The following is a 25,485-nucleotide window of genomic DNA, read 5'->3' on the forward strand; positions in this document are numbered from 1 at the left end:
GTCGGAACACCGTGGGGCGACGCGAGGAGGGAGCGCCGTCACGCGGTGTTCTGTCTCGGCACCCCGGGCCGTTTCACCGGGGTGTCCGTGCAGTAAATATATTTACCGTCGAGTAAGCAAGCGTATGAAAAATTTCATGCGCTGCTGACGCGTGAAAGCGGCTGAAAACGCCCTTGTCCCGGGCCCGGTCGCTCAGTCGTCGAGGAAGAAGTTGTGCTGCTCCGCAGCCTGTTCGTATCCCTCGAGCCGCAGCTGTGTGCGCTCCGGGTTGGCGTCCGCCATCGCCTGGAGCACCGATGCCGCGAGGACGCCGGGCGCCGCGTACGAGTCGAAGACCAGCCGCGACCCCGTCCCGGCCGTCAGCGTCACATCCGCCTCGTCCACCAGCGGCCCGAGCGTCAGATCCGTGATCAGCGCGATGCGCAGCCCCGTCCGGCGGGCCGCCCGCATCGCGGCCAGGGTCTCGTGGGCGTGCCTCGGCATCGCGAACGCCAGCACCCACGTCCCGCCCGCCTCCCGGGACTGCAGCAGCGCGTCGTAGGCCACGCTGCCGCCGCGCGTCACCAGGCGTACGTCGGGGTGGATACGGCGGGCCGCGTACGCGAAGTACTCCGCCAGCGACACCGAGATACGCAGACCCAGGATCGTCAAGGGGACGGATGTCGCCAACTCACGGCCCACATCGAGGATCTGGCCGGGATCGGCGAGCAGGCGGCGCAGATGCTCCAGGTTCTCGATCTCGGCGTCGATGGCGGCCTGCAGTTCATTGCGGCGGATCTCCTCGCGGGTGTCCGGCGCACCGGCCACCGCGCTGAGCGCGATGGGCTGCAACGCCTCCCGGAGCGCGGGGAACCCGCTGTACCCCAGGGACGTCGCGAACCGCGTCACCGACGGCTGGCTGACCCCCACGCGCTCAGCGAGATCCGTGATCGACAGGAACGCGGCCTCGGTCAGGTGGTCGATCATGTACTGGGCGATGCGGCGTTGGGCGGGCGACAGCCGGTGGCCGCCGAAGAGCGCCATCACCCGGTCCAGAGGAACGGCCGGGGCCGGCTCCGCCGCCGCGGACGGCGTGCCTGGCGTGATCGCAGCCGCCTGCGCGCGTGCCTGCTGCCCTGATGGCACCACCGGTGTGCCTCCTTCTTGTCCCGATTCCGCTCAACATAGCTCACCCGCTCCGGCCGCCCCCGGGCCACCGATGTGCGCGACCCGGCCGCTCGGGAGCATGCTGTCTGTGTGCCCGCACCCGTGCCGTAACGGGCACGGCGGCGCCGGGTACCTCGCGCTGAGTGAGGCTGGGACATGCCAGGGAAACCGCACAGCAACGGCACCGGGAACGCCGAGGGCCGGCCCGACGCACTGGCCCTGGCGCTGGCCGAGGCAACGGTGGCGGCCGTCGAATCCACCGGCGGATTCGCCGGCGGCGTCTACCTGCGCAGCGGCACCCCGGGACTGCTGCGGCTGGCCGCCCTCGCCGGGCTGCCCGCCCTGCTGTTCCACCCCTGGTGGCGCATGCACATCAACCGCCCCTTCCCGGTGGCCGACGCCCACCGCTCCGGCAAGCCGGTCCACCTCGCCGACGCCGAGGACGCCATGCGCCGCTACCCCCAGCTCATGGCGGGCCTTCCGTTCCCCTTCGGGTCGCTGTACGAGCCGGTCGCCCCCGGCCGCGACGGCTTCGGCGTGCTCGTGGTCCTCCGCGCCGCCACCCCCGGCCGCCCCGTCGACCCGGGCGACCGGCGCCGGATGCACCAGGCGGCGCGGCACCTCGGCACCCGGCTCGCCGACCTCGCCGCCGGGGGCACCCCCGTCGCCTGGGACGACCCGCCCGTCAACGTCCAACTGCCCACGCGCACCGCCCCGCCCGTGCGGACCGGCCACCTCGACTGGGACACCGCGACCGGTGCCGTCACCACCGACGAGGAGCTCCGTACGATCCTCGGCACCGCCCCGGACGCCGGCCCGCCCGCCACCATCGACGCCGTCACCGCCCTGCTCGCCCCGGAGGACGCGTACGGCCTGTGGACCGTCGCCCGCCGGCTCACCGACGCCGACCACCCCCACACCCGCCGCATCTGGCTGCGCGCCCGCGACGGCCGCCCCTGCCTCCTGGAACTCTCGCCCCACGAGCCCCCCGGCGACCCGTCCCACCGCCCGCCCGCCCCCGGCCGGTCACCACCCCCCACCGCCCCGAACACACCCTCGCCCGCCGACCGGCCGGCGGCGGAGCCTGCCGGGCCCGCCGGTGCGGAGAACCGTGTGCCCGGCGGGCCCGGCGGCGGAAGCGCCGACGGCCGGCCGCGGCAGGAGCCGCCCGGCGTCGGCCCGAGCGGCCACGCGCGCGCCGAGCGGTCGGCGGAGGAACGTCCACCGCCGGCCACGGGGGGAAGCCCCGTGCCCGACGGTCCCGTCGGCCACGCGTCGGCCGGGCCGGGGGCGGGGCGGCGGCTGCGCGGGGTACTGGTGGACCCGGGGGCCGGCGCCGTCAGGGGTGCGGCGGCCGACCGGTTGGCCGGCGGGATCTGCTCGCTGGACCGGCTCGGGAGGATTACGTTCGTCAGCAGCGGCGCCGAGACCCTCCTCGGCCGCGGCAGGCCCCAGCTCATCGGGCGCGTCCTGTGGGAGGCCCTGCCCTGGTTCGGGCGGCCCGCCTACGAGGACAACTTCCGGGCCGCCCTGCTCTCCGACGAGCCCGTCCACTTCCTGGCGCACCGCGACCCCGAGTCGTGGCTGTCGGTCTCCCTCTACCCCGGACACGAGGGCCTGACCATGACTTTCGCCGCCGCCGAGCAGCCCGCGTACACGCCCGGCTCCGTCGCCTCGCCCGGCGCCGGACTCGGCTCCCCGGCCGACCGGGCGTCCATGCCGTACCGCCCCGTCGCCCTCGCCATCGCGCTCACCGAGGCCGTCACCGCCCGCCAGGTGTCCGCCGTCGTCACCGAGGAACTGCTGCCCGCCTTCGGCGGCCGCCAGCTCGCGATCTACCTCCTCAGCGAGCGCCATCTCCACCTCGCCTGGGAGACCGGCTTCCCGCAAGGCTTCCTCGACCGCTTCGACGGCGTCGGGCTCGACGCCCGGCTGCCCGGCGTCGAAACCCTCACCACCGGCCGCCCCATCTTCTTCGAGTCCATGCAGCGGCTCGCCGCCGCCTACCCCGGCATCCCCATGGACGCCCACGTCGGCGCCCGCGCCTTCCTGCCCCTCATCGCCTCCGGCCGCCCCGTCGGCTCCTGCATCCTCGGCTTCGACCAGCCCCGCGGCTTCAGTCCCGAGGAGCGCACCGTCCTCACCGCCCTCGCCGGACTGATCGCCCAGGCCCTCGAACGCGCCCGGCGCTACGACTCCGAGGCCGCCCTCGCCCGGGGCCTCCAGGACGCCCTCCTGCCGCACACGCTGCCCCGGCTCCACGACGTCGACACCGCCGGCCGCTACCTCCCCGGCACCCAGGGCATGGAGGTCGGCGGCGACTGGTACGACGTCATCGACACCGGCCGCGGTATCGCCCTCATCATCGGCGACGTCCAGGGACACGGGGTGGCAGCCGCCGCGACCATGGGCCAGCTGCGCAGCGCCGTACGCGCCTTCGCCCTCAGCGGCCACGACCCCGAGGAGGTGATGAGCGGGACGAACCGGCTGCTCATCGACCTCGACGCCGGCCAGTTCGCCACCTGCTGCTACATCGTCCTGGACGCGGCGACCGGCCTCACCCGCGCCGTACGCGCCGGCCACCTCCAGCCCCTGCTGCGTCACCCGGACGGCACAACGGAGGTCCTCGACCTGCCCGGCGGCGTGGTCCTCGGCGTCGACCCCGAAGCGGCCTACCCGGTCACCGAACTGCGGCTCGCGCCCGGCGACGTCCTGGCCCTGTTCACGGACGGGCTCGTCGAACGGCCCGGAACCGACATCGACCTGGGTATCGAGCGGCTGCGCGGCGCGCTCTCCGGGGTCGGCGCGTCCCCTCTCGCCGCCACCGCCGAGCGGCTCATCCGCGAGGCCACGGGCGCCCACGACCGGCCCGACGACATCGCACTGCTGCTCGCCGCCCGCCGCCCCGACGGCGACCCCCGCCGGAGCAGCGCGGCATGAGCGCGGTTGTGCCGCACGGAACGCCGACCGACCATGAGGAGACGTAAGAAGGCAGGTGCCATGAGCGCGGTGTACGCGGCCGAGGATGCCGACTTCCGCGGCCCACTCGACGTCACGAAAGCAGCGACGGCCGTGCTGGACGGCGACGGCACGGTCGTCGGCTGGGGTCCGGCGGCCCACGCCCTGCTGGGCTACCCCCCGCACGAGGCGGTCGGCCGCCCCATCGGCACGTTCGTCGTGGACCGCCCCGGCGCGTACCGCATGTCGGCGCCCCTGCCCGGCGCGGCGCTGGCCCGGCGCCAGGTGCTCCACATGCGTCACCGGGACGGCCACATCGTCCGCGTGGCCACCGCGACGCTCCCGCTCTCCCACGCCGGCACCGGCCCCGCCCGGCTGCTCGCGGTGGCCGACGCGGACGAGACCGAGCGGTGGGAGGCCCTCCAGTCGATGCTCCGCGGCCTGGCCACCCAGTCGCCCGTCGGCCTCGCCATCTACGACATCGACCTGCGGGTCGTCTGGACCAACCACGCCCTGTACCGCGAGATGGGCACCTTCCAGTACGCCGGGCTCGGCCCCGACGAGATGGTCACCGACGGCGAGATCCTCTCCGACGGCTACCCGACGACGCTGGCGGAAGCCATGCGCCGGGTGATCGCCACCGGCGAGCCCGTCATCGAACTCCACTACAGCGGCCGCCCGCCCGCCGACCCCGACCACGACCACGTCTGGTCCTGCTCCTACTACCGGCTCCAGGACGCCGACGGCCGGGCCCTCGGCGTGTGCGAGGAGACGGTGGACATCACCGACCGCTACCTCGCCCAGCAGCGCCTGGACCTCCTCGTACGGGCCGGCGGCCGGGTCGGCACGTCCCTGGACATGACCCGCACGGCACAGGAACTGTCGTCCGTCGCCGTCCCGCAGTTCGCCGACGCCATCACGGTCGACCTCATCGACGTCGTCCTGGAGGGCGACCAGCCGGCCCCCGGAACGGCGACCTCCAGACGCGTCGTACGGGTGTGGGAAGGCCCCTCGGAAGGACCCCGCAGCGCCAGACCGGTCGCCTACCCGGCGGACTCCCTCCAGGCCCGCTGCCTGGCCGGCGGACGGCCCGTACTGGAAGGGCCGACGCCCACGCAGAGCGCCCATTCCCGGCTCGCCGTGCCGCTGCGCACCGAAGGCGGCCCGCTCGGCGTGGTGACCTTCTGCCGCGACCGCCACCCCGACCCGTTCGAGTCCGGCGACCTGCTGGTCGCCGACGAACTCGTCGCCCGCGCCGCCGTCAGCATCGACAACGCGCGCCGCTTCACCCGCGAACACGCCGCGGCCCTCACCCTTCAGCGCAGCCTGCTGCCCCGGCACCTGCCACGCCTCACCGCCGTCGACGTCGCCCACCGCTACCTGCCGGCCGACAACAGGGCCGGAGTCGGCGGCGACTGGTACGACGTGATCGCCCTGTCCGGCACCCGCGTCGGCCTCGTCGTCGGCGACGTCGTCGGCCACGGGGTGCGCGCCGCCGCCACCATGGGCCGCCTCCGTACGAGCGTGCGGGCGTTCGCCCGGCTCGACCTGCCGCCCGACGAACTCCTCACCCGCCTCGACGAGCTGATCACCCAGGACGCCCACGAACAGACCGCCGTCCAGGCCGAGACCGAGGACGCCGCACTCGGCGTAACCTGCCTGTACGCCGTCTACGACCCGGTCACCGGGCGGTGCAGCATGGCCCGCGCCGGAAGCCCCCTGCCCTCGATCGTCGACCCGGGCACCGGAGCCGTCAGCCACCCGGACGTACCCGCCGGCCCGCCGCTGGGCCTGGGCGGCCTGCCGTTCGAGGCCGCCGAGTTCACCCTCCCCGAAGGCAGCCTGATCGCCCTGTTCACCGACGGGCTCATCCAGGGCCGCGACCGGGACCGCGACGCCGAACTCGACGCGCTGCACGCCGTCCTCGCGGAGCACCGCCGCCCCCTGGACGACCTGTGCGACCGGATCGTCACCACGCTGCTGCCCGGCCCTGTCGACGACGACGCCGCGCTCCTCCTCGTACGCACCCGCACCCTGGACAGCCACGAGGTGGCCGCCTGGGACCTGCCCGACGACCCGGAAGTGGTCGGCCGCGCCCGCGCCCTGGCCACCGGGCAGGTGGACGCCTGGGGGCTCGACGGAGAGCTGGGCTTCACCACCGAACTGGTCGTCAGCGAACTCGTCACCAACGCCATCCGCTACGCCTCCGGCCCCATCCAGCTGCGGCTCATCCGCGACCGGACCCTCATCTGCGAGGTGTCCGACACCGGCCACACCTCGCCGCACCTGCGCCGCGCGGGAAGCGAGGACGAGGGCGGCCGCGGGCTGTTCCTGATCGCCCAGATGACCCAGCAGTGGGGCACCCGCTACACCCCCACCGGCAAGACCATCTGGGCCGAGCAGCCGATCCCGCCCTGACGTTTGCCGAGGCTCCGGCCCGGAAACCCGGGAGTGGCCGACACGCACGGGAGGTACGTCATGGCAGTGTCCGAACAGATCAGCGACGGGCTCTGGGACGAGTTCCACACCGTCGTCAACATGACCTCGCGCGAGCTGCAGGAATGGCTCAACGTCGAATCGGCGGGCGAGGAGACCGAAGAAGTCCCCGACCGCGCCGGAAAGCCCATGGGCCGACGTGTCCTCGAGATCCTCGGCAAGCGCCGCACCGACCTCACCCAGGACGACGTGAGCGTCATGCAGCGCGTCTGCGACATCGTCCGCTCCCAGCGCGACCCCTCCCTCGACCCGAAGGCCGGGGGAACCGACTGGCGCCACGGCCTGATGGACATCGGTCACGACCCCCTCAAACCGACCTGACGATCCAGTCCTCCACGGATTCTCCAGCGGCCGTAGCGTCCCGACGAGGAGGATCCGTTGCGCCTCTCCCACAGCCGCCCCACCGACCCCGGCTACACCCGCCGCCGCCACGGCCGCGGCTTCCGATACCTCGACCCCGCCGGGCAGGCCCTGCGCGACCCGGCGGAACTCGCCCGCATCAAGGGGCTGGTCATCCCGCCGGCCTGGCGCGACGTCTGGGTCTGCGCCAGGCCCAGCGGCCACCTCCAGGCCGTCGGCACCGACGCAGCCGGGCGCCGCCAGTACCTCTACCACCCGCAGTTCCGCGCCGAGCAGGAGCAGGCCAAGCACGACCACGTGCTGGACGTCGCCGAACGCCTCCCCGCCGTCCGCGAGGCCGTCGAGGGACACCTGGGCGACCGGGGCCTCACCCGCCGGCGCGTCCTCGCCACCGCCGTACGCCTGCTCGACCTCGGGTTCTTCCGCATCGGCAGCGACCGCTACACCGAGGAGAACAACAGCTACGGCCTGACCACCCTGCTGCGCGAACACTCCCGCTGCCACGCCGGTGCCGTCCTGTTCACCTACACCGGCAAGCACGCCAAGGAGATCGTCCAGACCGTCGCCGACCCCGCCGCCTGCCGCAGCCTCACCGCTCTGCTGCGCCGCCAGGGCGGCGGCGACCGGCTCCTCGCCTACTGGGAGCGGCCCTCCTGGCACGAGGTGAGCGGCGCCGACGTCAACGCGTACCTCAAGGAACTCGCCGGCCTGGAGATCACCGCCAAGGACTTCCGCACCTGGCACGCCACCGTCATGGCCGCCGTCGCGCTCGCCGTCTCCCAGAGCGTCGCCCACAGCGAGACCGCCCGCCGCCGTGCCATCAGCCGGGCCGCCCGCGAAGTCGCCGGATACCTCGGCAACACCCCCGCCATCTGCCGGGCCTCCTACATCAACCCGCGGGTGATCGAGCTGTACGAGGAGGGCGTCACCGTGGCCGACGCACTGCCCCACCTCGGCGACGAGGGCGCGTACGGCATCCCCGCCACCCAGGGCCCCGCCGAGCGGGCCGTCCTCCGGATGCTGCGCACCGGCCGGCCGCCCGGCTGATCAGGGCCAGGACGGCTCCCGGCGCGGCACCACCACCAGCTCCGAGACCACACTGCCCTCCGGCACCGACAACGCGTACAGCACCGTGTCGGCCACGATGTCCGGGCTCTGCAACAGCGACACATCGGCGTCCGGGAAACGCTCCAGGATGAACGGCGTCTCCATGCCGCCCGCGATGATCCCCGTCACGCCGATCCCCGTGCAGTCCCGCTGCGCCTCCTTGAACAGCGTGTGCGTGAAGGCCCGCAGCCCCGACTTGCCCGCCGAATACGGCCCGGCCTCCGTCCACGTCCGGTTCGACGCGGTCGACAGGATGTTCACGATGCGGCCGCCACCCCTCGCCACCATCCGCCGGTAGGACTCCAGGCACAGGTACATCGGCCCCAGCAGGTTCGTCGTGACCACCCGCGTCACCTCCTCCGCCGTGAGGTGCTCGATGGGTTTGGACACATCCACAGCCGCGTTGTTGACCAGCACATCCACGTGCTGACCGTCCTCGTCCAGCTCCCGGAACACCCCGGCCACCGCCTCGGCGTCCCGGACGTCCATCTCGACGAACCGCACATCCCGCCCGTCCCGCCCCAGCTCCTCGCACAGCTCCCGCGCCTGCTCCTTGCGCACATCCGCGACCAGGACCGACGCGCCCGCCCCGGCCAGAGCCCGGGTGATCGAGGCACCCAGCCCGCGCGCCCCACCGGTCACCAGCGCCTGCCTGCCCCCAAGATCGACCCGCACTGCGCCCATGCCTGCCTCCTCATGATGAGTCGTGTCTCCCCCCACTGTGGCCTGCGCCACTACGCACGGCATGCCGGACGGTCACTGTGAGCAAGCACACCAGAAGTGCCGAATCTGCAGGTCAGGCCCCATATGACAACCGGACGGGCCGCCGAGGCGGCCCCTTGGCGCCCGGCTGGAGCAGGCACTTCTGCCACCATGGTCAACGCTGTGGGACCGCCTCCGACGAGGCGCGCAGCAGCAGACAGATCCGGTGGACAGGCCGTGCAGTGCGGCACGTGGCCTTCCTTTCCGCCGAATTCCGCCATCCGGGTCCACCGGCTCGTCACCCCCGTACCTCACTGTGCCTTCTTCCTCCGCGCCCACCGCGCCCCCCGCCCCTGCGGCTACGCGCGTCAACCACTCGCCCTGGCGTTCCCTCAAGTACCGCAGCATGCGCTGGTGGTCGCTCGCGAACCTGGTGTCCAACGCCGGTACGTGGATGCAGCTGACCGTGCAGAACCTGCTGGTGCTCCAGATCACCGGCTCGGCCGCCGCGACCGGACTGTCGCTGTCCGTGCAGGCCGCCCCCGGGCTGCTGGTGAGCATCGCGGGCGGCGCCGCCGTCGACCGCTGGCCCCGCAAGCTCACCGCCGCCGTCAGCCAGGCGCTGCTCGGCGCGGTCGCCTTCACCACCGCCCTGCTCGTCGCGTTCGATCAGCTCAACCTGGGCGTCCTGATGGCGCTCGCCGCTGTCACCGGCCTCATCGCCACCATCGACGGGCCCGCCTGCTCACTGCTCGGCAACGACCTGGTCCGCGCGGAGGACGTCCCCTCGGCCATCGGCGTCGGGTCCCTGGTCAGCAACGCGGGCCGGCTTGCCGGCGCCGGCCTCGCGGGCCTCGCGGTCGGGGTCTTCGGCACGGCCGCCGCGTACGCCGCGAACGGCCTGTCGTTCCTGTTCGTCGCGGCCGTCATCCCGTTCCTGCGCCCGGTGGCGACCGCCGCCACCAAGACCTCGCCGGCCGCCACGCGCGACGACGACATGACCGTCCGCGAGGGCCTCGCCTTCTTCGCCCGCCGCCCCCGGCTGGTCGCCCTCGCCGGCATCAGCGGCATCAGCGCGATCTTCGGCCGCAACTACGGGCTCACCCTCGCCGTGCTCGTCACCGGACCGCTCGCGGGCGGCGCCGGCGCCTTCGGCACGGTCTCCACCGTCCTCGCCGTGGGCGGCATCATCGGCGCCGTCCTCGGCGCGCGGCTGCGCAAGCCCTCCGTACGCCTCGTGGGCACCCTGGCCGCCGGGGGCGCGCTCCTCCAGGTGGTCGCCGGGCTCTCGCCGTCCCTCGCCGTCCTGCTGGTCCTCGTCCTGCCGATGGCCGTCGTCGAGTCGGTCTCCGACACGGCCGGTACGACGGTCCTCCAGACGGACCCGCCCGCCCATATGCGCGGTCGCGTGCTGGGCGTCTGGAACACCATCCGGACCATGTGGTCCCTGGCGGGCCCCCCGGCCCTCGGCCTCCTCATGGAGCTGGCCGGCGCGCGTGGAGCCCTGGTGGTGGGCGGCCTCCTCATCGCCGGCACGATCGGAGCGGGGCACCTTCTGCGCCGCCGCCGCGTTCCGGAGCCGGTCCTGCTCCACCCGGACACCCCCGTCCTGACGGCCCGCCCGGCCCTCTCCACCGCGGCCTGACGCCACCCCGCCGGGGCGGGGCGGTGCCCCTGCTCCCGCCGACCCGCAGACAGCCACCGCCCGGTGCGGGGCCGTGCCCCCATCCCCCACCGCCCCGCAGATGGCCACCGGCCGGGGTGGGGCCGTGCAGGGTCGCCCCCGCAGAGGTTGGCGGCGCCGTAACGGCTCCCTTACGTGTGCCCAAGGCCGCCGGCCTCGAGGAGGTGAGCCCGGAGGGGCCACGCTCCCCACCCCCCGGCAGGCCACCGACCCGCACCGCCCCGGGGCGAACCGGGAAGGGGCACCGCCCCGGGAGGAGCCGCCGCAAGGGCACCGCCCCGGTCCCGTTGTGCCCACCCTCCCCCAAGCTCTCGGCTTCGCTCGAGCAGGGGGGACCCCCATCGCCCCTGCGGGACGACTGCCCACAACGGGTGCGGAACGACTGCCCACAACGGTGGGGGCACCCTGCCTCAACGGGGCGATCGCGCACAACGGATGGGGGAGCCGCCTCTCCGGAACGACTGCCCACAACGGGTGGGCGCAGCGGGTGGGTGGGAGACCCGTCTCTGCGGAAGACCGCCCGCAACGGGGGAGCCGTCTCGGTGGCGACTGCCCATAACGGGGGAGGCGCAAGGGCGCGCCCCGCTGCGGGTGAGGAAGCCGCCGCAGCGGGACGGCTGCCCACAGCGGGGGCGTGGAGGCGCAACCACCGGCCCCCGGCGGGCTGGGGGGGGGGGGGGGGGGGGGGGGGGGCGGCCAGCGGCTGCTTAGCGGCCCGGGGGGCGGATGGGGGCCGCCGCCTGGGCGGCGCGGCGGGCCAGCAGGGTCGTGGAGCGGCCGTCGAGGTACGGGAGCACCACCGCCTGGCCGCCCCAGGCGCGCAGCACCTCCGCCTCCGGCAGGTCCTCGGCGGAGTAGTCGCCGCCCTTGACCCACACGTCCGGCCGCAGCCGGCTCAGCAGCTCCGCCGGGGTGTCCCCGTCGAAGACGGCGACCGCGTCGACGCTGCCGAGGCCCGCGAGCACCCGCACCCGGTCGGGGAGCGGGTTCAGGGGCCGGCCGGGGCCCTTGAGCCGCCCGACGGACTCGTCGGAGTTGACGCACACGATGAGGCAGTCGCCGATCCGGCGGGCGCTCTCCAGCAGGCCGACGTGGCCCGCGTGCAGCAGGTCGAAGCAGCCGCCCGTCGCGACGACCGTCCCGCCGCGCGCCCGGACCTGTTCCGCGAGCACGAACGGGTCGGTCTCCGGCACCTCACGTGGCCCGGCCGGGGGCGGCGTACGCCACAGCGACGGGTTGCCCGCGCCGCCCGCGGCGACGAACGCGGCCGCCTCGGCCACCGCCCGCTGCACCGCCTCCTCCGGCAGTGCGCCGTCCGCCAGCGCGGCGGCCGTCGCGGCGGCGAAGCAGTCGCCCGCGCCGCACGCGTCGCCCTCCGCCCGGTACGGCGCCGGGACCAGCATCGGGGTCGTGGCACCGGGCCGCGTCAGCAGCACCCCGCGCTCGCCGAGCGTCACGGCCACCGCCGCCACCCGCCACCGTTCCGCCAGATCCGCGCCCCGTTCCGCGAACGCGCGCAGCGAGTCGCCGTCGCCGCGGCACAGCGCCATCGTCTCGGTGGCGTTCGGAGTGACGATCCGCGAGCCCGGCACCGGCGCGTCGCCCTTGAGGTGCGGGTCCCACACCACCGGCACCTTGGGCGCGACGGCCGCCAGGTGCTCCCGTACCGCGCTGGCGGTGTGCCGCCCGTAGTCGGCGACGAGCACGGCGTGGGCCTGCGCGAGCGTCTCGCGCACCGCCCCGTCCGGCTCGCCGGGGTCACCGCCGCCGCGGTCGATCCGCACCAGCGGCCGGCCGGACGCCAGCACTCGCGTCTTCACCGGCAGAGTGCCGTTCAGGGGCAGCTCCACCAACCGCACACGGCCGCGCAGCGAACGCCGCACCGCCTCGCTGGCCGGGTCGTCGCCCAGCGCGGTCACCAGCACCACGTCCCGCCCGCCGCGCGTCGCGAGCGCGGCCGCCAGCCCGGCACCGCCGGGGCGGCGCTGGTCGCCCGTGACGTCGACGACCGGGGCCGGGGCGTCCGGGGCCAGCCGGGTCGACACGCCCTCGATGTCCTCGTCCAGCAGGACGTCACCGACGACCACCAACGGCTTGTACGCGCTCATGACATCCTCCGCCGGACCGCGGCGGGCGCCGCCGCGCCCGCCGCACGCGTGGGCGGCCCCGCCGCCACCTCCGCGTCGAAGCACTCGCACAGCAGGTGCACGGCCACCAGGTGGGTCTCCTGGACGGTCGCCGTCGAGTCGGCCTCCACGCACAGGGCCTCGTCGGCGGCCTCGGCCAGTGGATTGGGCCGGGGACCGGTCAGCGCCCACACCCGCAGCCCGGCCTGCCGGGCGGTCACGGCCGCCGCGACCAGGTTGGCGCTGCGGCCCGAGGTGGACAGCAGCACCAGTACGTCACCGGGCCGGCCATGTGCGGCGACCTGACGGGCGTACACCTGGTCGAACCCGTAGTCGTTGCCGATGGCCGTCACGCTGGACGTCTCGGCATGCAGAGAGATGGCCGAGAAGGCGGGGCGCTCGCGCTGGTAGCGGCCCACCAGCTCGGCGGTCAGGTGCTGGGCCTGTGCCGCGCTGCCGCCGTTGCCGGCGGCCAGCAGCCGGCCGCCGACCGGCAGGACGGCCGCGAGATGGCCGCCCCACTCCGCGATCCGGTCCAGATGGTGGCGCCGGAACCGGCCGAGCGCGTCCTGCAGCGCCCGGCAGTGCTCGTGCGCCGCTTCGAGGGTGGGAGAAGCGAGGGGATCGGTCATGGCGTTCGGGCGTACCGCGTCCCTGGGGAACGGCGGCGGGGCCCACACCTCCTTCGGACTTCGTCGTACGGCTGGACCGTGGTCGGGCCGGTCAGGCCACGCCCGTCACGGCGGGCCGGGCGGCGAGCACCGCGGCGTACTCCTTCTCGGTGGCCGCCGCGACCCGCGCCCAGCCGTACCGGCTCAGCACCCGGCGGCGGCCGGCCGCCCCGCACGCGGCCCGCAGCGCGGGATCGGCGAGCAGTTCGCCGACCGCGCGGGCCAGCGCCTCGGGGTCCCCGGGCGGCACCAGCCGCCCGGTGTCCGGGTCGGCGACGGTGTCGAGCTGTCCGCCCACCGCGCTGGCGACGATGGGCCGCCCGCACGCCATGGCCTCCAGCGGCACGATGCCGAACGGCTCGTAGTCCGCCGGGCACAGCACCACGTCCGCGCTGCGCAACAGCGGCGCCACCTCCTCGGGGGCGACGCCGCCGGTGAACCGGACCCGGTCCGCCACCCCGGCCAGCCGGGCGACCTCCCGCAGTCGGCGTACCTCCGGGTCGGCGTCGAGCCGGTCGGCCGGAGGGCCGCCGACGACGAGGAGTTCCGTGTCGGGCAGCCGGCTGAGCGCCGTGACGGAGACCGCCGCGCCCTTGCGGGGCACCAGGCGGCCCAGCTGGAGCAGCCGGTACCGGGCGCCGCCGTCCCGCTCGGCGGCGGGGCCGTCCGGTCGGAACTGCTCGGTGTCCACGCCGCACGGCACGACACCCACCTTGTCGGTCGGTATCCGCATCCGGCTCAGCTCGAAGACCTCGTCGTGGCAGGTGGCGATCACCCGGTCGCAGCCCAGGCCCACCTCCCGCTCGCGGGCGATGCGTTCGGGCGGGCTGGTGTCGGCCTGCTTCTGGTGGCGCCGCTTCACCGTTCCCAGCGCGTGGTACGTGTGCAGCAACGGCAGGCGTGCCTCCCGGGTCGCCCACAGCGAGGCCACGCCCGACATCCAGAAGTGCGAGTGCACCAGATCGGGCGGCCGGGTCCGCCACTCGCGGGCCATCCAGCGGCCGAACGCCGCCATGTACGGCAGGAGTTCGTCCTTCGGGATGGGCTCGGGCGGACCGGCGGGCACGTGGCGCACCTCGACGCCGGGGCGCAGCATCACCCGGTCGGGGAGGTCCGGGGAGTCGCGGCGGGTGTAGACGGTGATGCGGTGGCCGCGATCGGCGAGGGCGCTCGCGAGGCGTGCGACGTGCACGTTCTGGCCGCCCGCGTCGACGCCGCCCAGCACGGCGAGCGGGCTCGCGTGCTCCGAGACGAGCGCGACGGACAGCCCGTGGCGGCCGCCTCCGGCCCGGCCGCCCGCACCGATGTCGATGTCGATCGCCTCGGCGTCCAGAGCCTCCGCCTCCAGAGCCTCCGCCTCCAGAGCCTCCGCCTCCAGGGCCTCGGCCTCCAGGGCCTCGGCCTCGATGGACTCCACCTCGGCGTCGATGTCGTCGAACGCCCCGGAGCCGTCCAGCGAGCCTCCGCGGTCCAGCGAGCCTCCGCCGTCCAGCGCGTCGGCGTCCACCCGGCGGCGCCCGACCGGGCCGGTGTCCAGGGGATCCGTGGGGTCGAGGGATGTCATGAGCGCACCTCCGTCATCACGCGCTCCCAGTCGTCCAGGAAGCGTTTGAGCCCGTACCGTTCGAGCGCCGCCTGCCGGGCCCGCGCGCCGTCCTCGGCAGCCGCCTCCGGCTCGTCGAGATAGCGCCGGGCGGCCCGCGCCAGCACCTCGGGCCGCGTCGACAGCGTCCCGGCGCCGGCCGGCACCGCCTCGATGGCCTCCGTCGTGGCCAGCGCCACGACCGGCATGCCCAGGTGCATGGCCTCCAGCAGGGACAGGCCCAGCGACGTCCAGCGCACCGGATGCAGGTACAGCCGCCGCTCCGCCATCGCCGCGTGCAGCTCCCGCTGCGGCAGGTCGGCGCTGCGGCACCGCTCCTCGGGTACGCCCAGGTGCGCGGCGAGGCCCTCGGTACGCATGCCGAACACGTCCAGCGGCGCCGCCTCGCACAGCGCGGGCAGCAGATCCGTACCGGTGTAACGGCCCCTCCGCACCGGCTCGTTGACGACGACCGCCGCCCGTGCGAGGCGCCCGGTGTACAGGTGCCCCGGGTCGACGATCCCGTGCTCGATCACCTCGGTCCGGGCCGAACCGCTGTCCCAGAACAGCCGGTTGAAGTGCGTGACGTGCACCAGCGTCAGGCCGGTGCGGTCGGCGCACGGATGACGGGTGTCCGGGACGTTCCCGTCGGGCGCGTTGTGCTCCAGGTACACCGCCGGTACGTCCCGTCCCGGTCGGCGCCCGCCCAGCCAGCGCTCGGCCAGCTCGAACTCGTGCGGCCGCTGGAGGACCACCAGGTCCACCGGCGCGTCCCGCGACTGCTCGGGCGTCACCTCCCGTACCGAGTCGGGCCAGGTGAACGTACGGGCCCGGCCGCGTCCGTCCGGACCGCGGTCCGGAAGTACCGGCACCAGGTAGGTGTGGGGCCCCTGGACGAACGCCGTCGTCCAGGACCCGTGCACATGCCACAGCAGGATGTTCATGAGCCGTCTCCTCCCCTCACCGCGCCGCGTCGTCGGTGTCGTCGGAGCGGAAGAAGTCCCCGCGCCGCACCGCGTACGGGCCGATGGCCAGCAGGTCGACGGGGGAGGAGCCGAAGCACTCCAGGGCGTCGCGCGGGTCGTCCACCATGGGCCGGCCGGCCGTGTTGAGACTGGTGTTGACCACCACCGGCAGTCCGGTGCGCCGCTCGAACTCGGTCAGCATCCGCGCCACCAGCGGCTCGGCCTGCCGGTCGACGGTCTGGATCCGCGCCGTGCCGTCGACGTGCACCACGGCCGGGATGCGCTCGCGCCACTCGGGCGCCACGTCGTGCACGAACAGCATGTACGGGCTGGGGATCACGCCGTCGAAGATCTCCGCCGCCCGGTCGGCGAGCACCATCGGCGCCACCGGCCGGAACTGCTCGCGCCCCTTCACGTCGTTGAGCCGCTCCAGGTTCCCCGCGTGCCCCGGGTGGGCCAGCAGCGAGCGGTGCCCGAGCGCCCTGGGCCCGAACTCCGAACGCCCCTGGAACCACGCCACGATCGCGTTCTCCGCCAGCGCCTGGGCCACCGTCTCCGCGATGTCCGCCGGCCGGTCGAAGGGAACGGCGGCCGTCTTCAGCCAGGCGCCCAGCTCGGCGTCCGACCAGTCCCGCCCCAGATCGGCGCCCGGCATCGGATCCGGGTCGTCCCCGCCGCCCGCCGCCAGCAGCAGCGCCCCGCCCAGCGCCGTACCGGCGTCACCGGCCGCGGGCTGCACCCACACCCGGTCGAACGGCCCCTCGCGGGCGATCCGCGAGTTGGCCACGCAGTTGAGGGCGACGCCCCCGGCCAGCGTCAGGACGCCGTCGTGGGTCTGGCCGTGCAGCCAGCGCACGAGGTCCAGCAGCGTCTCCTCCAGCACGGCCTGCGCGCTGGCGGCGATGTCCGCGTGGTCCTGCGTCCACGCCTCGTCCGGGCGGCGCCGCGGACACAGCTCCGCCCACGGCACCCCGGTCGCGTGGAACCCGCCGTCACCCGTGGGGTACACGTACCGCCGCAGCTCGGGCAGCATCCGGGGCCGGCCGTGCGAGGCGAGCGCCATGACCTTGAACTCGTCGGAGGAGCGCAGGAACCCGAGGTGGTCGGTGAGCTCCTCGTAGACCAGCCCCAGCGAGTGCGGCAGCTCCTGTGCGTACAGCGCCTCCAGCCGGTCGTGGACGCGGCGCGCCGCCAGGTGCGAGGCCCGCTCGCCCCGCCCGTCGAGGACCAGCACCGACGACGTGTCGGCGCCCTCGGCGGCGAAGGCGCCGGAGGCGGCGTGCGCCATGTGGTGCGGCACGAAGCGGACGATGCCCGGGTCCAGGCCCGGCAGGGTCGCCTTGAGGAAGCCGGGTGCCTCCCGTGCGTACGTCAGGCGCAGGTGGTCCCACGGGTCGTCCAGGCCCATCTGATCGGCGGGCCGGGCGAGTTCCGGGTCGAAGGAGTACGCCACCGCGTCCAGGTCCTGGGGGCGCAGGCCCGCCCGCTTCAGGCACCAGGCGGCGGCCTTCTCGGGCAGTTCCCAGGCGGAGAACGGCACCGGCCGCTTGCCGTGCTTGCGGCGGGAGAACCGCTCCTCCTCCGCGGCGGCGACGGTGCGTCCGTCGATGACCAGCGCGGCGGCCGGATCGTGGAAGAGTGCGTTGATTCCGAGAATGCGCATGGGGTCCCAGGCCTTTCGGCGAGTCGGGTACGACGGACGGGCGTCAGGAAGGGGAGTCCGCGTGGTCGCGGAACCAGGCGATGGTGCGCCGCAGACCCTCCTCGGCGCTGACCACCGGCTCCCATTCGAGCTTGTCGCGGGCCAGGGTGATGTCGGGGCAGCGCACGGCCGGGTCGTCCGTCGGCCGTTCGATGAAGCGGATCTCCGAGTCGGAGCCGGTCAGTTCGATGACGAGCCGGGCCAGTTCCAGCATGGTGATCTCGGTCGGGTTGCCGATGTTCACCGGGCCGCGCAGCCCGTGGGCCGCCGCGGCGAGGATGCCGCGCACGGTGTCGTCGATGTAGCACAGCGACCGGGTCTGCAGCCCGTCGCCGGTGACCGTGAGGGGCTCGCCGTCGAGTGCCTGGCGTACGAAGGTGGGGACGGCCCGGCCGTCGTGGCCGCGCATCCGCGGACCGTAGGTGTTGAACAGCCGTACGATGCCGGCGTCCGTGCCGTGCACCTCGGCCTCGGCGGTGGTCAGCGCCTCGCCGAACCGCTTCGCCTCGTCGTACACGCTGCGCGGGCCGACCGGGTTGACGTTGCCCCAGTAGCGCTCGTTCTGCGGGTGCTGCTGCGGGTCGCCGTACACCTCGGAGGTGGAGGCGAGCAGGAAGCGGGCGTCGGAGCGGTGCGCGAGTTCCAGCGCGTGGCGGGTGCCGAGGCTGCCGGCGTCCAGCGTGTGCAGCGGGAGGCGCAGATAGTCGGCGGGCGACGCGGGCGACGCGAAATGCAGCACCAGGTCGGGCGGCCGGTCGACGGTGAAGGGCTCGGAGACGTTCGCCTCGACGAGCGTGAAGCCGGGGTGGCCGAGCAGGTCGGATATGTTCTCCGGCCGCCCGGTGCTGAAGTCGTCGACGCATGTGACGGCGGTGCCCGAGTCCAGCAGCGCGTGGCACAGGTGCGAACCGACGAAGCCGGCGCCGCCGGTGACGACGGCGTGTTCCCAGCTGCGTGAGAAAGCGGTGTTCATGCGGTCTCCTCCGTACGAGTGCGGAACGCGAACGACGCTCCAGTGCCCCCTGCACCTGCGACCAGGCTGGGCCGTACGGGGGCCCGGGGCGCGGTGGTGTGAGCCGTTCGAGTGGTCACGCTTGGTGACGGTGGCCGTGCCGGGGGCTTCGGCGGGCGTTCCCCGGGCTGTCCAACGGGTTCATACGCCCAGGTCGGACGGGGTCAGGGGGCGACGGTCTCGCTGGTGATCAGCTCCGCCAGGGCCGGCAGGCCGCCCTCGGCCAGCGCCCGGCGCTGCTGGTCCGCCGGCGTGCCCTGCTGGAGCAGCCGGTGGACCAGCGAGGCCACCTCGCGGCTGTCACCGGCCTCGTCGAGCGCGGGGGTGACGTGGTCGAGCAGCATGCACAGCACGTCGCCCGCCCGCCGCGCCTTCCCCTCCGGATCGACCAGCAGGCCGCTCAGACCATGGCGGGCGGCGTGCCAGTTCGACGCCTGGAGCAGTTCCGGCGGGCACTGCGGCAGCGGCAGGCCGGCCTTCTCCTCCCGGATGGCCGTGGCGATCAAGCCGCGGATGATCCCGGCGAACATGACGGCCGCGTCCGCGCGCAGCTGCACGTCCGCGCACCGCACCTCGATGGTCGGGTACTTGTCGGACAGCCGGGCCTGCCAGTAGAGCTGGCCGGTGTCGGTGATGATGCCGGTGTCCAGCAGCGACTGTACCCGTCTCTCGTGGTCCGCGAGCGAGGCGAACGAGGGCGGCGGGCCGCTGACCGGCCAGCGCCCGAAGATCACCGTGCGCCAGCTGGCGAAACCGGTGTCCTTGCCGTCCCACAGGGGCGAGTTGGCCGACATGGCGACCAGGACGGGCAGCCAGACGCGTATCCGGCTCAGGACCGCGACGCCCATCTCCCGGTCCGGCACGGCCGCGTGCACATGCATCCCGTTGACGAGCTGTTCGGCCACCAGCTGCGGTGCCTGTGAGCGCATCGCGAGGTAGCGGGCCTTCTGCGTGACCGGCACCGGCGCCACCTCCCGGTACGGGGCCGTCGCGCACGCCGCGATCCGGCAGCCGTTCTTCTCCGCCGCCGTGCCGAGCGCGTGGCGCAGCCGCAGCAGGTGGCCGCCGACCTCCCCGAGGTCGGTGCACACCGGCGTGGCCACCTCCACCTGCGCCTGCAGCAGCTCCGACTGGACCTCCGCGTCCTCGACGATCGGCTCGAGACCCGCGGCCGCACGTACATGGTCCGCCAGCGGGACCGGCAGGCACGTGTCCGGATCGAGCAGCAAGTACTCTTCCTCGACCCCAATGGTGATCATGTCGCCCCGGGTACCCTCCGAACGATCGGATGAATCGGACATCGTCAGCTCACCCGGTCAGCCCACATAGCGCCGAGCCGTCGACGTGCGCTGCGACTCCGCCAGCGCCCCCAGCCGCGCCTCCACCGCCGGCGGCACCACCCGCCGCTCCCGCAGCACCCACGGCAGCCCCGCGAGCGCCAGCCCGAACGCCCGCAGCGACGCCCGGTCGCGCGGAACCGTACGCGCCAGGTCCAGCGTCCGGCGCAGCGCGGGCAGCACCGGGCGGCGCAGCCAGCAGAACCACAGCGTGTTGCGCAGCCCGTGCACCCGCCGCAGCGTCGGGTCCCGCGCCACCGACGGCGCGTGGTGGACGGTCATCCCCGCCACGTACGCCAGCCACCAGCCCTGGGTCGCCAGGTCCGTGGCGAGCAGCTCCTCCTCGCCGCCCAGCCACAGCCGCTCGCTGAACCCGCCCGCCGCCCGGAACGCCTCCGTCCGCAGCACCGTCGCCGCCGCAAGGAACGACCCCAGCGCGGGCCCCGGCAGCCAGTCCGGGCCCTGGACCGGCGAGTCGCGCAGCTCGGCCACGATCGGGTCCTCCCGGCCGTCCGGCTCGACGAGGATCCGTGCCGTGACCGCCCCGAGCCGGTCGTGCCGGTCCAGCAGGTCCGCCGCGTACGCCAGCGACCCCGGCTCCCACCAGGAGTCGTCGTCGCAGAAGGCGACGTACGGCGTACGGACGCGGCGTACCGCGAGGTTGCGGCCCACCGCGCCGAGGTTTTGGCCCGGCGTCAGCAGCGTGATCTCGGGGTGGAGCCGGGTGACCGCCTCCGCGGTGCCGTCCGTCGAGCCGTTGTCGGTGACGATCACCGGCGGGCGTTCCGGCAGCGCGGCCAGCTTGCCCAGCGTACGCAGCAGCTCGTCGCGCCGGTTGTGGGTGATCACGACGACGGTCGTGCGGCCGTCCGTCACGGCACGGCCCCCTGGACGTCCAGGCGGCGGGCCGCCGCCTCCACGGCCGCCGGGAGCGGCCGGCGTTCCCGCAGCGCCACGGGCAGCCGCCCCAGCAGCTCGCGCAGCGCCTCCCGGGCCTCCGGCTCCCGCCGCGCCCGTACGGCGATCCCGCGCGTGTGCCGCAGCGCCACCGCCAGCGGGCGGCGCAGCCACGCGGTGAGCGCCGCGTTGCGGAGCTGGACGGCGGGTCGGCCGGGCCGCACCCCGCCGACCGGGCTGTGCACGGCCACCACGTCGGGGGAGTGGCACACGCCCCAGCCGTGCGCCGCCAGGTCGTACGCCAGCAGCGTCTCCTCACCGCCGAGGAACAGGATCGGGTGGTAGCCCCCCGCCTCCAGGTAGGCCTCCCTCCGGGCCACCGCGGCGCACGCCAGGAAGCCCAGCACCGGAGGCCCCGGCAGATCGGCGGCGCGCTCCAGCGGGGAGGCGGCGAGCTGGTCGTTCAGCGGGTCCGGCTCCCCGTCGGGGCCGACCCGGACGCGGGCGGCGAGCAGCCCCAGCCGCGGATGGCGGTCCATCAGGTCCGCCGCGCGCCCCAGCGACCCCGGCTCCCACCAGGAGTCGTCGTCGCTGAACGCCACATACGGCGTACGGGCGTGCCGTACACCGATGTTGCGGCCCGGCGCGCCCAGGTTCAGCCCCGGGGTCAGCACCGTGATCTCCGGGTGCAGCCGGGCGACGGCCTCCGGTGTGCCGTCGGTCGACGCGTTGTCGACGACGATCACCGGGGGCCGTTCGGGCAGCGCGGCGAGGCGGTCCAGCGTCCCCAGCAGCTGCTCGCGGCGGTTGTGGGTGATCACGACAACGGTGGTGCGGCTGTCCACGGGCGCGGTACCTCCGGGTGGTCGAACAGGGCCTTGAGGACGTCGTCGGGCCGGATCCGCAACAGCCGGGGGTCGGGCTCCCGCCCGTGCGGGTCGCCCGGCCGGGAACCCGACGGCCCCGGGTGCCACAACGCCACGTGCCGCGTACCCGGAGGCGGGCCCCACAATCCGGGCGATACCGGACCGAACAGGGTGACGGAGGGGACGCCGTACGCCACCGCCAGATGCGCGATGCCGGTGTCGCCGCTCACCACGGCCGCCGCGCCCGCGAACAGGGCGGCCAGCCGCTCGAACGGCAGCCCGCCCCGGAACACGGTGACGTCGCCGTCCACGCCCCCCTCCCCGGCGCGCCCACCGGCTGCGGGCGCCCCGGCGGGGCCACGCGGGGCCGGCGTGCCGAGCGGCCCGCCGGCCTCGGGGCCGTCCGGCCGGAGGACCCCGTCCCGTACCCGGTCCAGCAGCTCGTCCTCGCCCGGCCCGCCGGTCAGCACCACCCGGTACCCGTGCCGCCGCAGTCCCCGCACCACCGCCGCGTACCGCTCCGCCGGCCAGCGCCGCGCCCCCGAGTCGGCGCCCGGGTGCACGACCACCGCGCCGGGCGCGGGGGAGGGCACGCCGGGCACCGGCAGCCGCAGATCGGCCGGGTCCGCCGGGATGCCGTACCACTCCAGCAGCCGGCACCACCGGGCGCGCTCGTGCTCCTCGGCCCGCCACTCGGGCCCCGCGATCTCCGGCGTCCCGGGGTGCGCGAACGCCAGCAGCCGCCCCGGGCGCATACGTTGCAGCAGCCGGTGGCTGGACGGTCCGTTGCCGTGCAGATCCACCGCCACGTCCGGCGGCGGCCCCTCCCACTCCAGCCGCACCGGTACGGCCCTCCCGGGCGCCGACGCCGGCAGCAGCCGGTCCACCGCGCCGGACGCGGCCGCGGGCGCGGCCAGCTGCTCCGGCGCGGCCAGCACGATCTCGTACCCCGGAAATCCCCGCCGCAGCGCGCGCAGCGCGGGCACCCCGGCCAACAGGTCACCGAGGCCCAGTGCCCGTAGCACCAGCACCCGCGGCCTGCCGGGGCTCCGCTCCGAACCCGCCGGCTGACCGGAGCCGTCCCGTTCTGGCGCGGTGCCGGGTGGCGGCCACCGCAGGTGGGTGGGGGGCGTGGCCCCTCCGGGCTCGTCTCCTCGAGGCCGGCGGCCTCGGGTACGTCGGAGCGGGAGCCCACCCGTCGCCGCCAACCTCTGCGGGGACGACCCTGCACGGCCCCACCCCGGCCGTCGCCCGGCTGCGGGGCGGTGGGATCCGGGCCTCATTCCCCGGCCTCCAGCAGCTTCTCCACCGCCGCCAGTACGTCCTCCGCCGTCACCCCGTCCAGGCACGGATGGCCGGGCACCGGGCACTCGCGGGCCCTGGTGTCCGCGCACGGTGCCGCCTGGTCGCCCAGCAGGACGTGCGGGACGCCGTAGGGGCCCCAGCGTTCGGCGGGGACCACCGGTGAGAAGAGGGAGACGATCGGGGTGCCTACGGCCGCCGCCAGGTGCGCCGGGCCGGTGTTGCCGGTGACCACCGCGCCCGCCGCCGCCAGCACCGCCGCCAGTTGCGGCGGCTGCGTCCGGCCGCCCAGGTCCAGCCCGTCGCGGCCCGCGACCAGCGCGGTCAGCTCCCGCTCGTCGGGCCCGCCGGTGACGACCACCCGGTGGTCCGCCCCGGCCAGCAGCCGTACCGCGTGGGCGCACCGCTCCGGGCTCCACCGCCGGGCCTCCACGCTCGCGCCCGGGTGGACCACCACGTACGGCCCCGGCCCGGTCAGTTCCGGTGCGCCCGGCGCGTGGTGGACGCGCAGCCGCCCGTCGTCGCCCGGCGGCCGGGGGAAGCCCGCCGCCTCGGCGAGGTCCAGCGCCGCCTCGGCCTCATGGGCGCGAGGCGCCCGCCGATGGCGTACGTCCAGCAGCGAACCGGGGGCGTCCACACTGTCGGCGGCGATGTGCCCGACGCCCGCCATGCGCAGCAACAGCGCGGCGGGCAGCGGGCTCTGGTGGAACGACGTCAGGACGAGCGCGGCGTCGGCGCGCGTGGCGGCGATACGGGTCACCACCCGGTCGATGTCGGCGCGCTGCACCGGCGGCGGGCTGAAACCCACCCACGGCGCGTCCCACACCAGCACTTCGTCCACGCCCGGCAGCAGCCGCGCGGCGGGCGCCCCGCGCGGGCCGCACAGCAGCGTCACCCGGTCCGCCCGGTGGGCGACCGCTCGTACGGCGGGCCCGGCCAGCAGGACGTCCCCGAAGCTGTCGAGGCGCACGACGAGCGCCCTCATGACCGCCTCCCCAGCGCATGCCGTACCGCGCTCAGCAGGTCCCGGCACACATGGGGCGCGGCCGCCACTTCCTCCGGCAGCGTCCGCGCCGTCGGCACCAGCACCCCCCGCGCGCCCGCGGCCAGCGCCGCGCCCATGTCGGAGCCGATGTCGCCGATCACCACGCACTCCTCGGGCCGTACCCCCAGCAGGCGTGCCGCCTCCATGACCAGGCCCGGCGCCGGTTTGCGGCAGCCGCAGCCGTCGTCCGGTACGTGCGGGCAGTGCACCCACGCGTCGAAGGGACCCAACAGGGCTTCTATGCGCGCGTTGACCGCCCGGACGTCGGCCTCCGTCAGCAGCCCGCGCCCGATGCCCGACTGGTTCGAGACCACCCCGAGCCCCAGCCCGTGCTCCCGCAGCAGTCCCAGCGCCTCCCGCGCGCCCGGCATGGGCCGGACCTTCTCCGGGTCGCCGTTGTACGGGACGTCCTCGACGAGCGTGTCGTCACGGTCGAACAACACCGCCGCCGGGCGCGTCACAGGACGCCGTCCCAGCTCTCCGCCGACCGGTGGCGCAGCTCCCCGGAGAGCCGGTGCCAGGTGGCGACGGCGGGGATGAGCGCGCTCGTCACCGTCATGGTCACGATCTCGTCCAGCGTCCGCGGGCCCGGCGCGATCCGTGCTCGCGCGAACTCCGCCGTGCCCAGCGCCCAGCCCGCCGCGGCGAGGCGCGCGGCCCGCCGCCGTCCGGTGGCGGCCAGCAGCAAAGCTCCGACGCCCGCGGCGGTGACGGCCGCGTGCCGCCGGATCCGGCCGCGCGGCGCGGCCGCCCGCTCCCACCAGTCGGGGCCGTGCAGTCGCTTCATCAGCGCGTCGTCCGCGTTGCCCTTCTGGAGCCGCACGGACACCCACCGGTCGGCCGGCCGTACCGGATGCTCGGTGAGCCGTTCGCCGCGTACGATCCGCCAGCCCGCGTCGATGACCCGCAGCGCCAGGTCTGCGTCCTCGCGGAAGGCCCGGGGGAACCGTTCGTCGAAGCCGCCGACCGCCTTGAGCACCTCGGTGCGGTAGGCCATGTCGGCGGTCACCCACAGGGCACCCTGGAGGCCGGCCGTGTTGCGTTCCCAGTCGGTGGGGCGGCGGTCGGCGGGCAGCGGCACCCGGACGACGCCCTGCACGCCGCCCGTGTCGGGGGAGGCCTCCGCCAGGTCGCGGGCGAGCTGTTCGCGCCAGTAGGCGCTGACCCGTACGTCGTCGTCGAGGAGCACCGTCCACGGCTCCTCCACGGCGCGCACCCCCGCGTTACGGGCCGCCGCGGGCCCGAGGCCGCCCGTGCGCAGGACGAGGGCGCGGTCCGCGAGCGCGCCCAGCGCCTCCAGTGGCAGTGGGCCGTCCGGTAGTCCGGGGCGGTCGTCGACCAGCACGATCCGGCTCGGTTCGGGCCCCTCGCAGGAGGCCAGCGAGGCGAGCGCGTCGACGAGGCAGGGCCGTCCGATGGTGGGGACGACCACGGCGTACGAGGCGAGCGAGGGGATCATGCGTCCGCGCCTCCACATCCTGGGTCGGTTTCCACAGCGACATACGGAATGCCCGTCTTCGGTCACTT

The 25,485-nt window shown here is 75.0% G+C and carries 20 protein-coding genes; 5 read left to right on the forward strand and 15 right to left on the reverse strand.

Annotated features, from left to right (window positions below):
• Positions 1-192: 192 nt before the first annotated feature.
• Positions 193-1,125, reverse strand: coding sequence for a MurR/RpiR family transcriptional regulator (locus AMK26_RS19275; protein ID WP_073756283.1), 933 nt, complete (start codon positions 1,123-1,125; stop codon positions 193-195).
• 177 nt (positions 1,126-1,302) lie between these two features.
• Here AMK26_RS19275 and AMK26_RS19285 point away from each other — a divergent pair, with 177 nt between their 5' ends.
• Genes AMK26_RS19285 through AMK26_RS19300 form a run of 4 tightly spaced genes read left to right on the forward strand, consistent with a single transcriptional unit; the run spans position 1,303 to position 8,007 of the window.
• On the forward strand, positions 1,303-4,086 hold the full coding sequence (locus AMK26_RS19285; RefSeq protein ID WP_198944110.1) for a SpoIIE family protein phosphatase: 2,784 nt from the start codon (positions 1,303-1,305) through the stop codon (positions 4,084-4,086).
• A gap of 60 nt (positions 4,087-4,146) precedes the next feature.
• The gene (locus AMK26_RS19290; protein ID WP_073755923.1) at positions 4,147-6,522 is read left to right on the forward strand and encodes a SpoIIE family protein phosphatase; all 2,376 of its coding nucleotides are present in this window, start codon (positions 4,147-4,149) and stop codon (positions 6,520-6,522) included.
• A 60-nt stretch (positions 6,523-6,582) separates the two neighbouring features.
• Positions 6,583-6,921 (forward strand): DUF3140 domain-containing protein, encoded by a 339-nt coding sequence (locus AMK26_RS19295; protein ID WP_073756284.1) that lies wholly within the window; start codon positions 6,583-6,585, stop codon positions 6,919-6,921.
• Between the two features lie 57 nt (positions 6,922-6,978).
• Positions 6,979-8,007: a DNA topoisomerase IB gene (locus AMK26_RS19300; protein ID WP_073755924.1), complete on the forward strand. Its 1,029-nt coding sequence runs from the start codon at positions 6,979-6,981 to the stop codon at positions 8,005-8,007.
• On the opposite strand, the gene AMK26_RS19305 is transcribed toward AMK26_RS19300, so the two are convergent.
• Complete coding sequence (locus AMK26_RS19305) at positions 8,008-8,751, reverse strand: SDR family oxidoreductase (protein ID WP_073755925.1); 744 nt, start codon at positions 8,749-8,751, stop codon at positions 8,008-8,010.
• Positions 8,752-9,085: 334 nt separating this feature from the next.
• Between AMK26_RS19305 and AMK26_RS19310 the strand changes: the two genes are divergently transcribed.
• Positions 9,086-10,414, forward strand: coding sequence for an MFS transporter (locus tag AMK26_RS19310; RefSeq protein ID WP_073755926.1), 1,329 nt, complete (start codon positions 9,086-9,088; stop codon positions 10,412-10,414).
• 746 nt (positions 10,415-11,160) lie between these two features.
• Here AMK26_RS19310 and rfaE2 read toward each other — a convergent pair.
• The 13 genes from rfaE2 to AMK26_RS19375 all read right to left on the reverse strand — a co-directional run bounded on the left by rfaE2 (position 11,161) and on the right by AMK26_RS19375 (position 25,417).
• Positions 11,161-12,561 carry a D-glycero-beta-D-manno-heptose 1-phosphate adenylyltransferase gene (gene rfaE2, locus AMK26_RS19315; protein WP_073756286.1) on the reverse strand — a complete coding sequence of 467 codons (1,401 nt, stop codon included), beginning with the start codon at positions 12,559-12,561 and terminating at the stop codon, positions 11,161-11,163.
• Positions 12,558-13,211 carry a D-sedoheptulose-7-phosphate isomerase gene (locus AMK26_RS19320; RefSeq protein WP_073756287.1) on the reverse strand — a complete coding sequence of 218 codons (654 nt, stop codon included), beginning with the start codon at positions 13,209-13,211 and terminating at the stop codon, positions 12,558-12,560. The genes rfaE2 and AMK26_RS19320 overlap by 4 nt, the downstream gene beginning before the upstream one ends.
• Positions 13,212-13,302: 91 nt before the next feature.
• A complete protein-coding gene (locus AMK26_RS19325) occupies positions 13,303-14,814 on the reverse strand; it encodes a glycosyltransferase (protein ID WP_079277683.1) in 1,512 nt (503 codons plus the stop codon).
• On the reverse strand, positions 14,811-15,776 hold the full coding sequence (locus AMK26_RS19330) for a glycosyltransferase (RefSeq protein ID WP_073755927.1): 966 nt from the start codon (positions 15,774-15,776) through the stop codon (positions 14,811-14,813). Before AMK26_RS19330 ends, AMK26_RS19325 begins: the two co-directional genes overlap by 4 nt.
• A 16-nt stretch (positions 15,777-15,792) precedes the next feature.
• The gene (locus AMK26_RS19335; protein ID WP_073755928.1) at positions 15,793-17,460 is read right to left on the reverse strand and encodes a carbamoyltransferase family protein; all 1,668 of its coding nucleotides are present in this window, start codon (positions 17,458-17,460) and stop codon (positions 15,793-15,795) included.
• Positions 17,461-17,503: 43 nt separating this feature from the next.
• Complete coding sequence (locus tag AMK26_RS19340) at positions 17,504-18,472, reverse strand: UDP-glucuronic acid decarboxylase family protein (protein WP_073755929.1); 969 nt, start codon at positions 18,470-18,472, stop codon at positions 17,504-17,506.
• A gap of 203 nt (positions 18,473-18,675) precedes the next feature.
• A complete protein-coding gene (locus AMK26_RS19345; RefSeq protein ID WP_073755930.1) occupies positions 18,676-19,770 on the reverse strand; it encodes a carboxylate-amine ligase in 1,095 nt (364 codons plus the stop codon).
• A gap of 57 nt (positions 19,771-19,827) precedes the next feature.
• The gene (locus tag AMK26_RS19350) at positions 19,828-20,724 is read right to left on the reverse strand and encodes a glycosyltransferase family 2 protein (protein WP_073755931.1); all 897 of its coding nucleotides are present in this window, start codon (positions 20,722-20,724) and stop codon (positions 19,828-19,830) included.
• A complete protein-coding gene (locus AMK26_RS19355) occupies positions 20,721-21,590 on the reverse strand; it encodes a glycosyltransferase family 2 protein (RefSeq protein ID WP_073755932.1) in 870 nt (289 codons plus the stop codon). The genes AMK26_RS19350 and AMK26_RS19355 overlap by 4 nt, the downstream gene beginning before the upstream one ends.
• Positions 21,563-22,636, reverse strand: coding sequence for a glycosyltransferase family 9 protein (locus AMK26_RS19360; protein ID WP_443333170.1), 1,074 nt, complete (start codon positions 22,634-22,636; stop codon positions 21,563-21,565). The genes AMK26_RS19355 and AMK26_RS19360 overlap by 28 nt, the downstream gene beginning before the upstream one ends.
• Positions 22,637-22,890: 254 nt before the next feature.
• Positions 22,891-23,898: a glycosyltransferase family 9 protein gene (locus AMK26_RS19365; RefSeq protein ID WP_073755934.1), complete on the reverse strand. Its 1,008-nt coding sequence runs from the start codon at positions 23,896-23,898 to the stop codon at positions 22,891-22,893.
• Positions 23,895-24,419, reverse strand: coding sequence for a D-glycero-alpha-D-manno-heptose-1,7-bisphosphate 7-phosphatase (locus AMK26_RS19370; protein ID WP_198944111.1), 525 nt, complete (start codon positions 24,417-24,419; stop codon positions 23,895-23,897). The genes AMK26_RS19365 and AMK26_RS19370 overlap by 4 nt, the downstream gene beginning before the upstream one ends.
• Positions 24,416-25,417, reverse strand: coding sequence for a glycosyltransferase family 2 protein (locus tag AMK26_RS19375; RefSeq protein WP_073755935.1), 1,002 nt, complete (start codon positions 25,415-25,417; stop codon positions 24,416-24,418). Before AMK26_RS19375 ends, AMK26_RS19370 begins: the two co-directional genes overlap by 4 nt.
• Positions 25,418-25,485: the final 68 nt, after the last annotated feature.

It is taken from the genome of Streptomyces sp. CB03234 (genome assembly GCF_001905885.1).
Classification (GTDB): Bacteria; Actinomycetota; Actinomycetes; order Streptomycetales; family Streptomycetaceae; genus Streptomyces.

Coding starts and splice junctions, on each gene's coding strand:
- AMK26_RS19285 (WP_198944110.1), top strand. CDS start 1,303: ATGCCAGGGAAACCGCACAGCAACGGCACCGGGAACGCCGAGGGCCGG.
- AMK26_RS19290 (WP_073755923.1), top strand. CDS start 4,147: ATGAGCGCGGTGTACGCGGCCGAGGATGCCGACTTCCGCGGCCCACTC.
- AMK26_RS19295 (WP_073756284.1), top strand. CDS start 6,583: ATGGCAGTGTCCGAACAGATCAGCGACGGGCTCTGGGACGAGTTCCAC.
- AMK26_RS19305 (WP_073755925.1), bottom strand. CDS start 8,751: ATGGGCGCAGTGCGGGTCGATCTTGGGGGCAGGCAGGCGCTGGTGACC.
- rfaE2 (WP_073756286.1), bottom strand. CDS start 12,561: ATGAGCGCGTACAAGCCGTTGGTGGTCGTCGGTGACGTCCTGCTGGAC.
- AMK26_RS19320 (WP_073756287.1), bottom strand. CDS start 13,211: ATGACCGATCCCCTCGCTTCTCCCACCCTCGAAGCGGCGCACGAGCAC.
- AMK26_RS19325 (WP_079277683.1), bottom strand. CDS start 14,814: ATGACATCCCTCGACCCCACGGATCCCCTGGACACCGGCCCGGTCGGG.
- AMK26_RS19330 (WP_073755927.1), bottom strand. CDS start 15,776: ATGAACATCCTGCTGTGGCATGTGCACGGGTCCTGGACGACGGCGTTC.
- AMK26_RS19335 (WP_073755928.1), bottom strand. CDS start 17,460: ATGCGCATTCTCGGAATCAACGCACTCTTCCACGATCCGGCCGCCGCG.
- AMK26_RS19340 (WP_073755929.1), bottom strand. CDS start 18,472: ATGAACACCGCTTTCTCACGCAGCTGGGAACACGCCGTCGTCACCGGC.
- AMK26_RS19345 (WP_073755930.1), bottom strand. CDS start 19,770: ATGATCACCATTGGGGTCGAGGAAGAGTACTTGCTGCTCGATCCGGAC.
- AMK26_RS19365 (WP_073755934.1), bottom strand. CDS start 23,898: ATGAGGGCGCTCGTCGTGCGCCTCGACAGCTTCGGGGACGTCCTGCTG.
- AMK26_RS19375 (WP_073755935.1), bottom strand. CDS start 25,417: ATGATCCCCTCGCTCGCCTCGTACGCCGTGGTCGTCCCCACCATCGGA.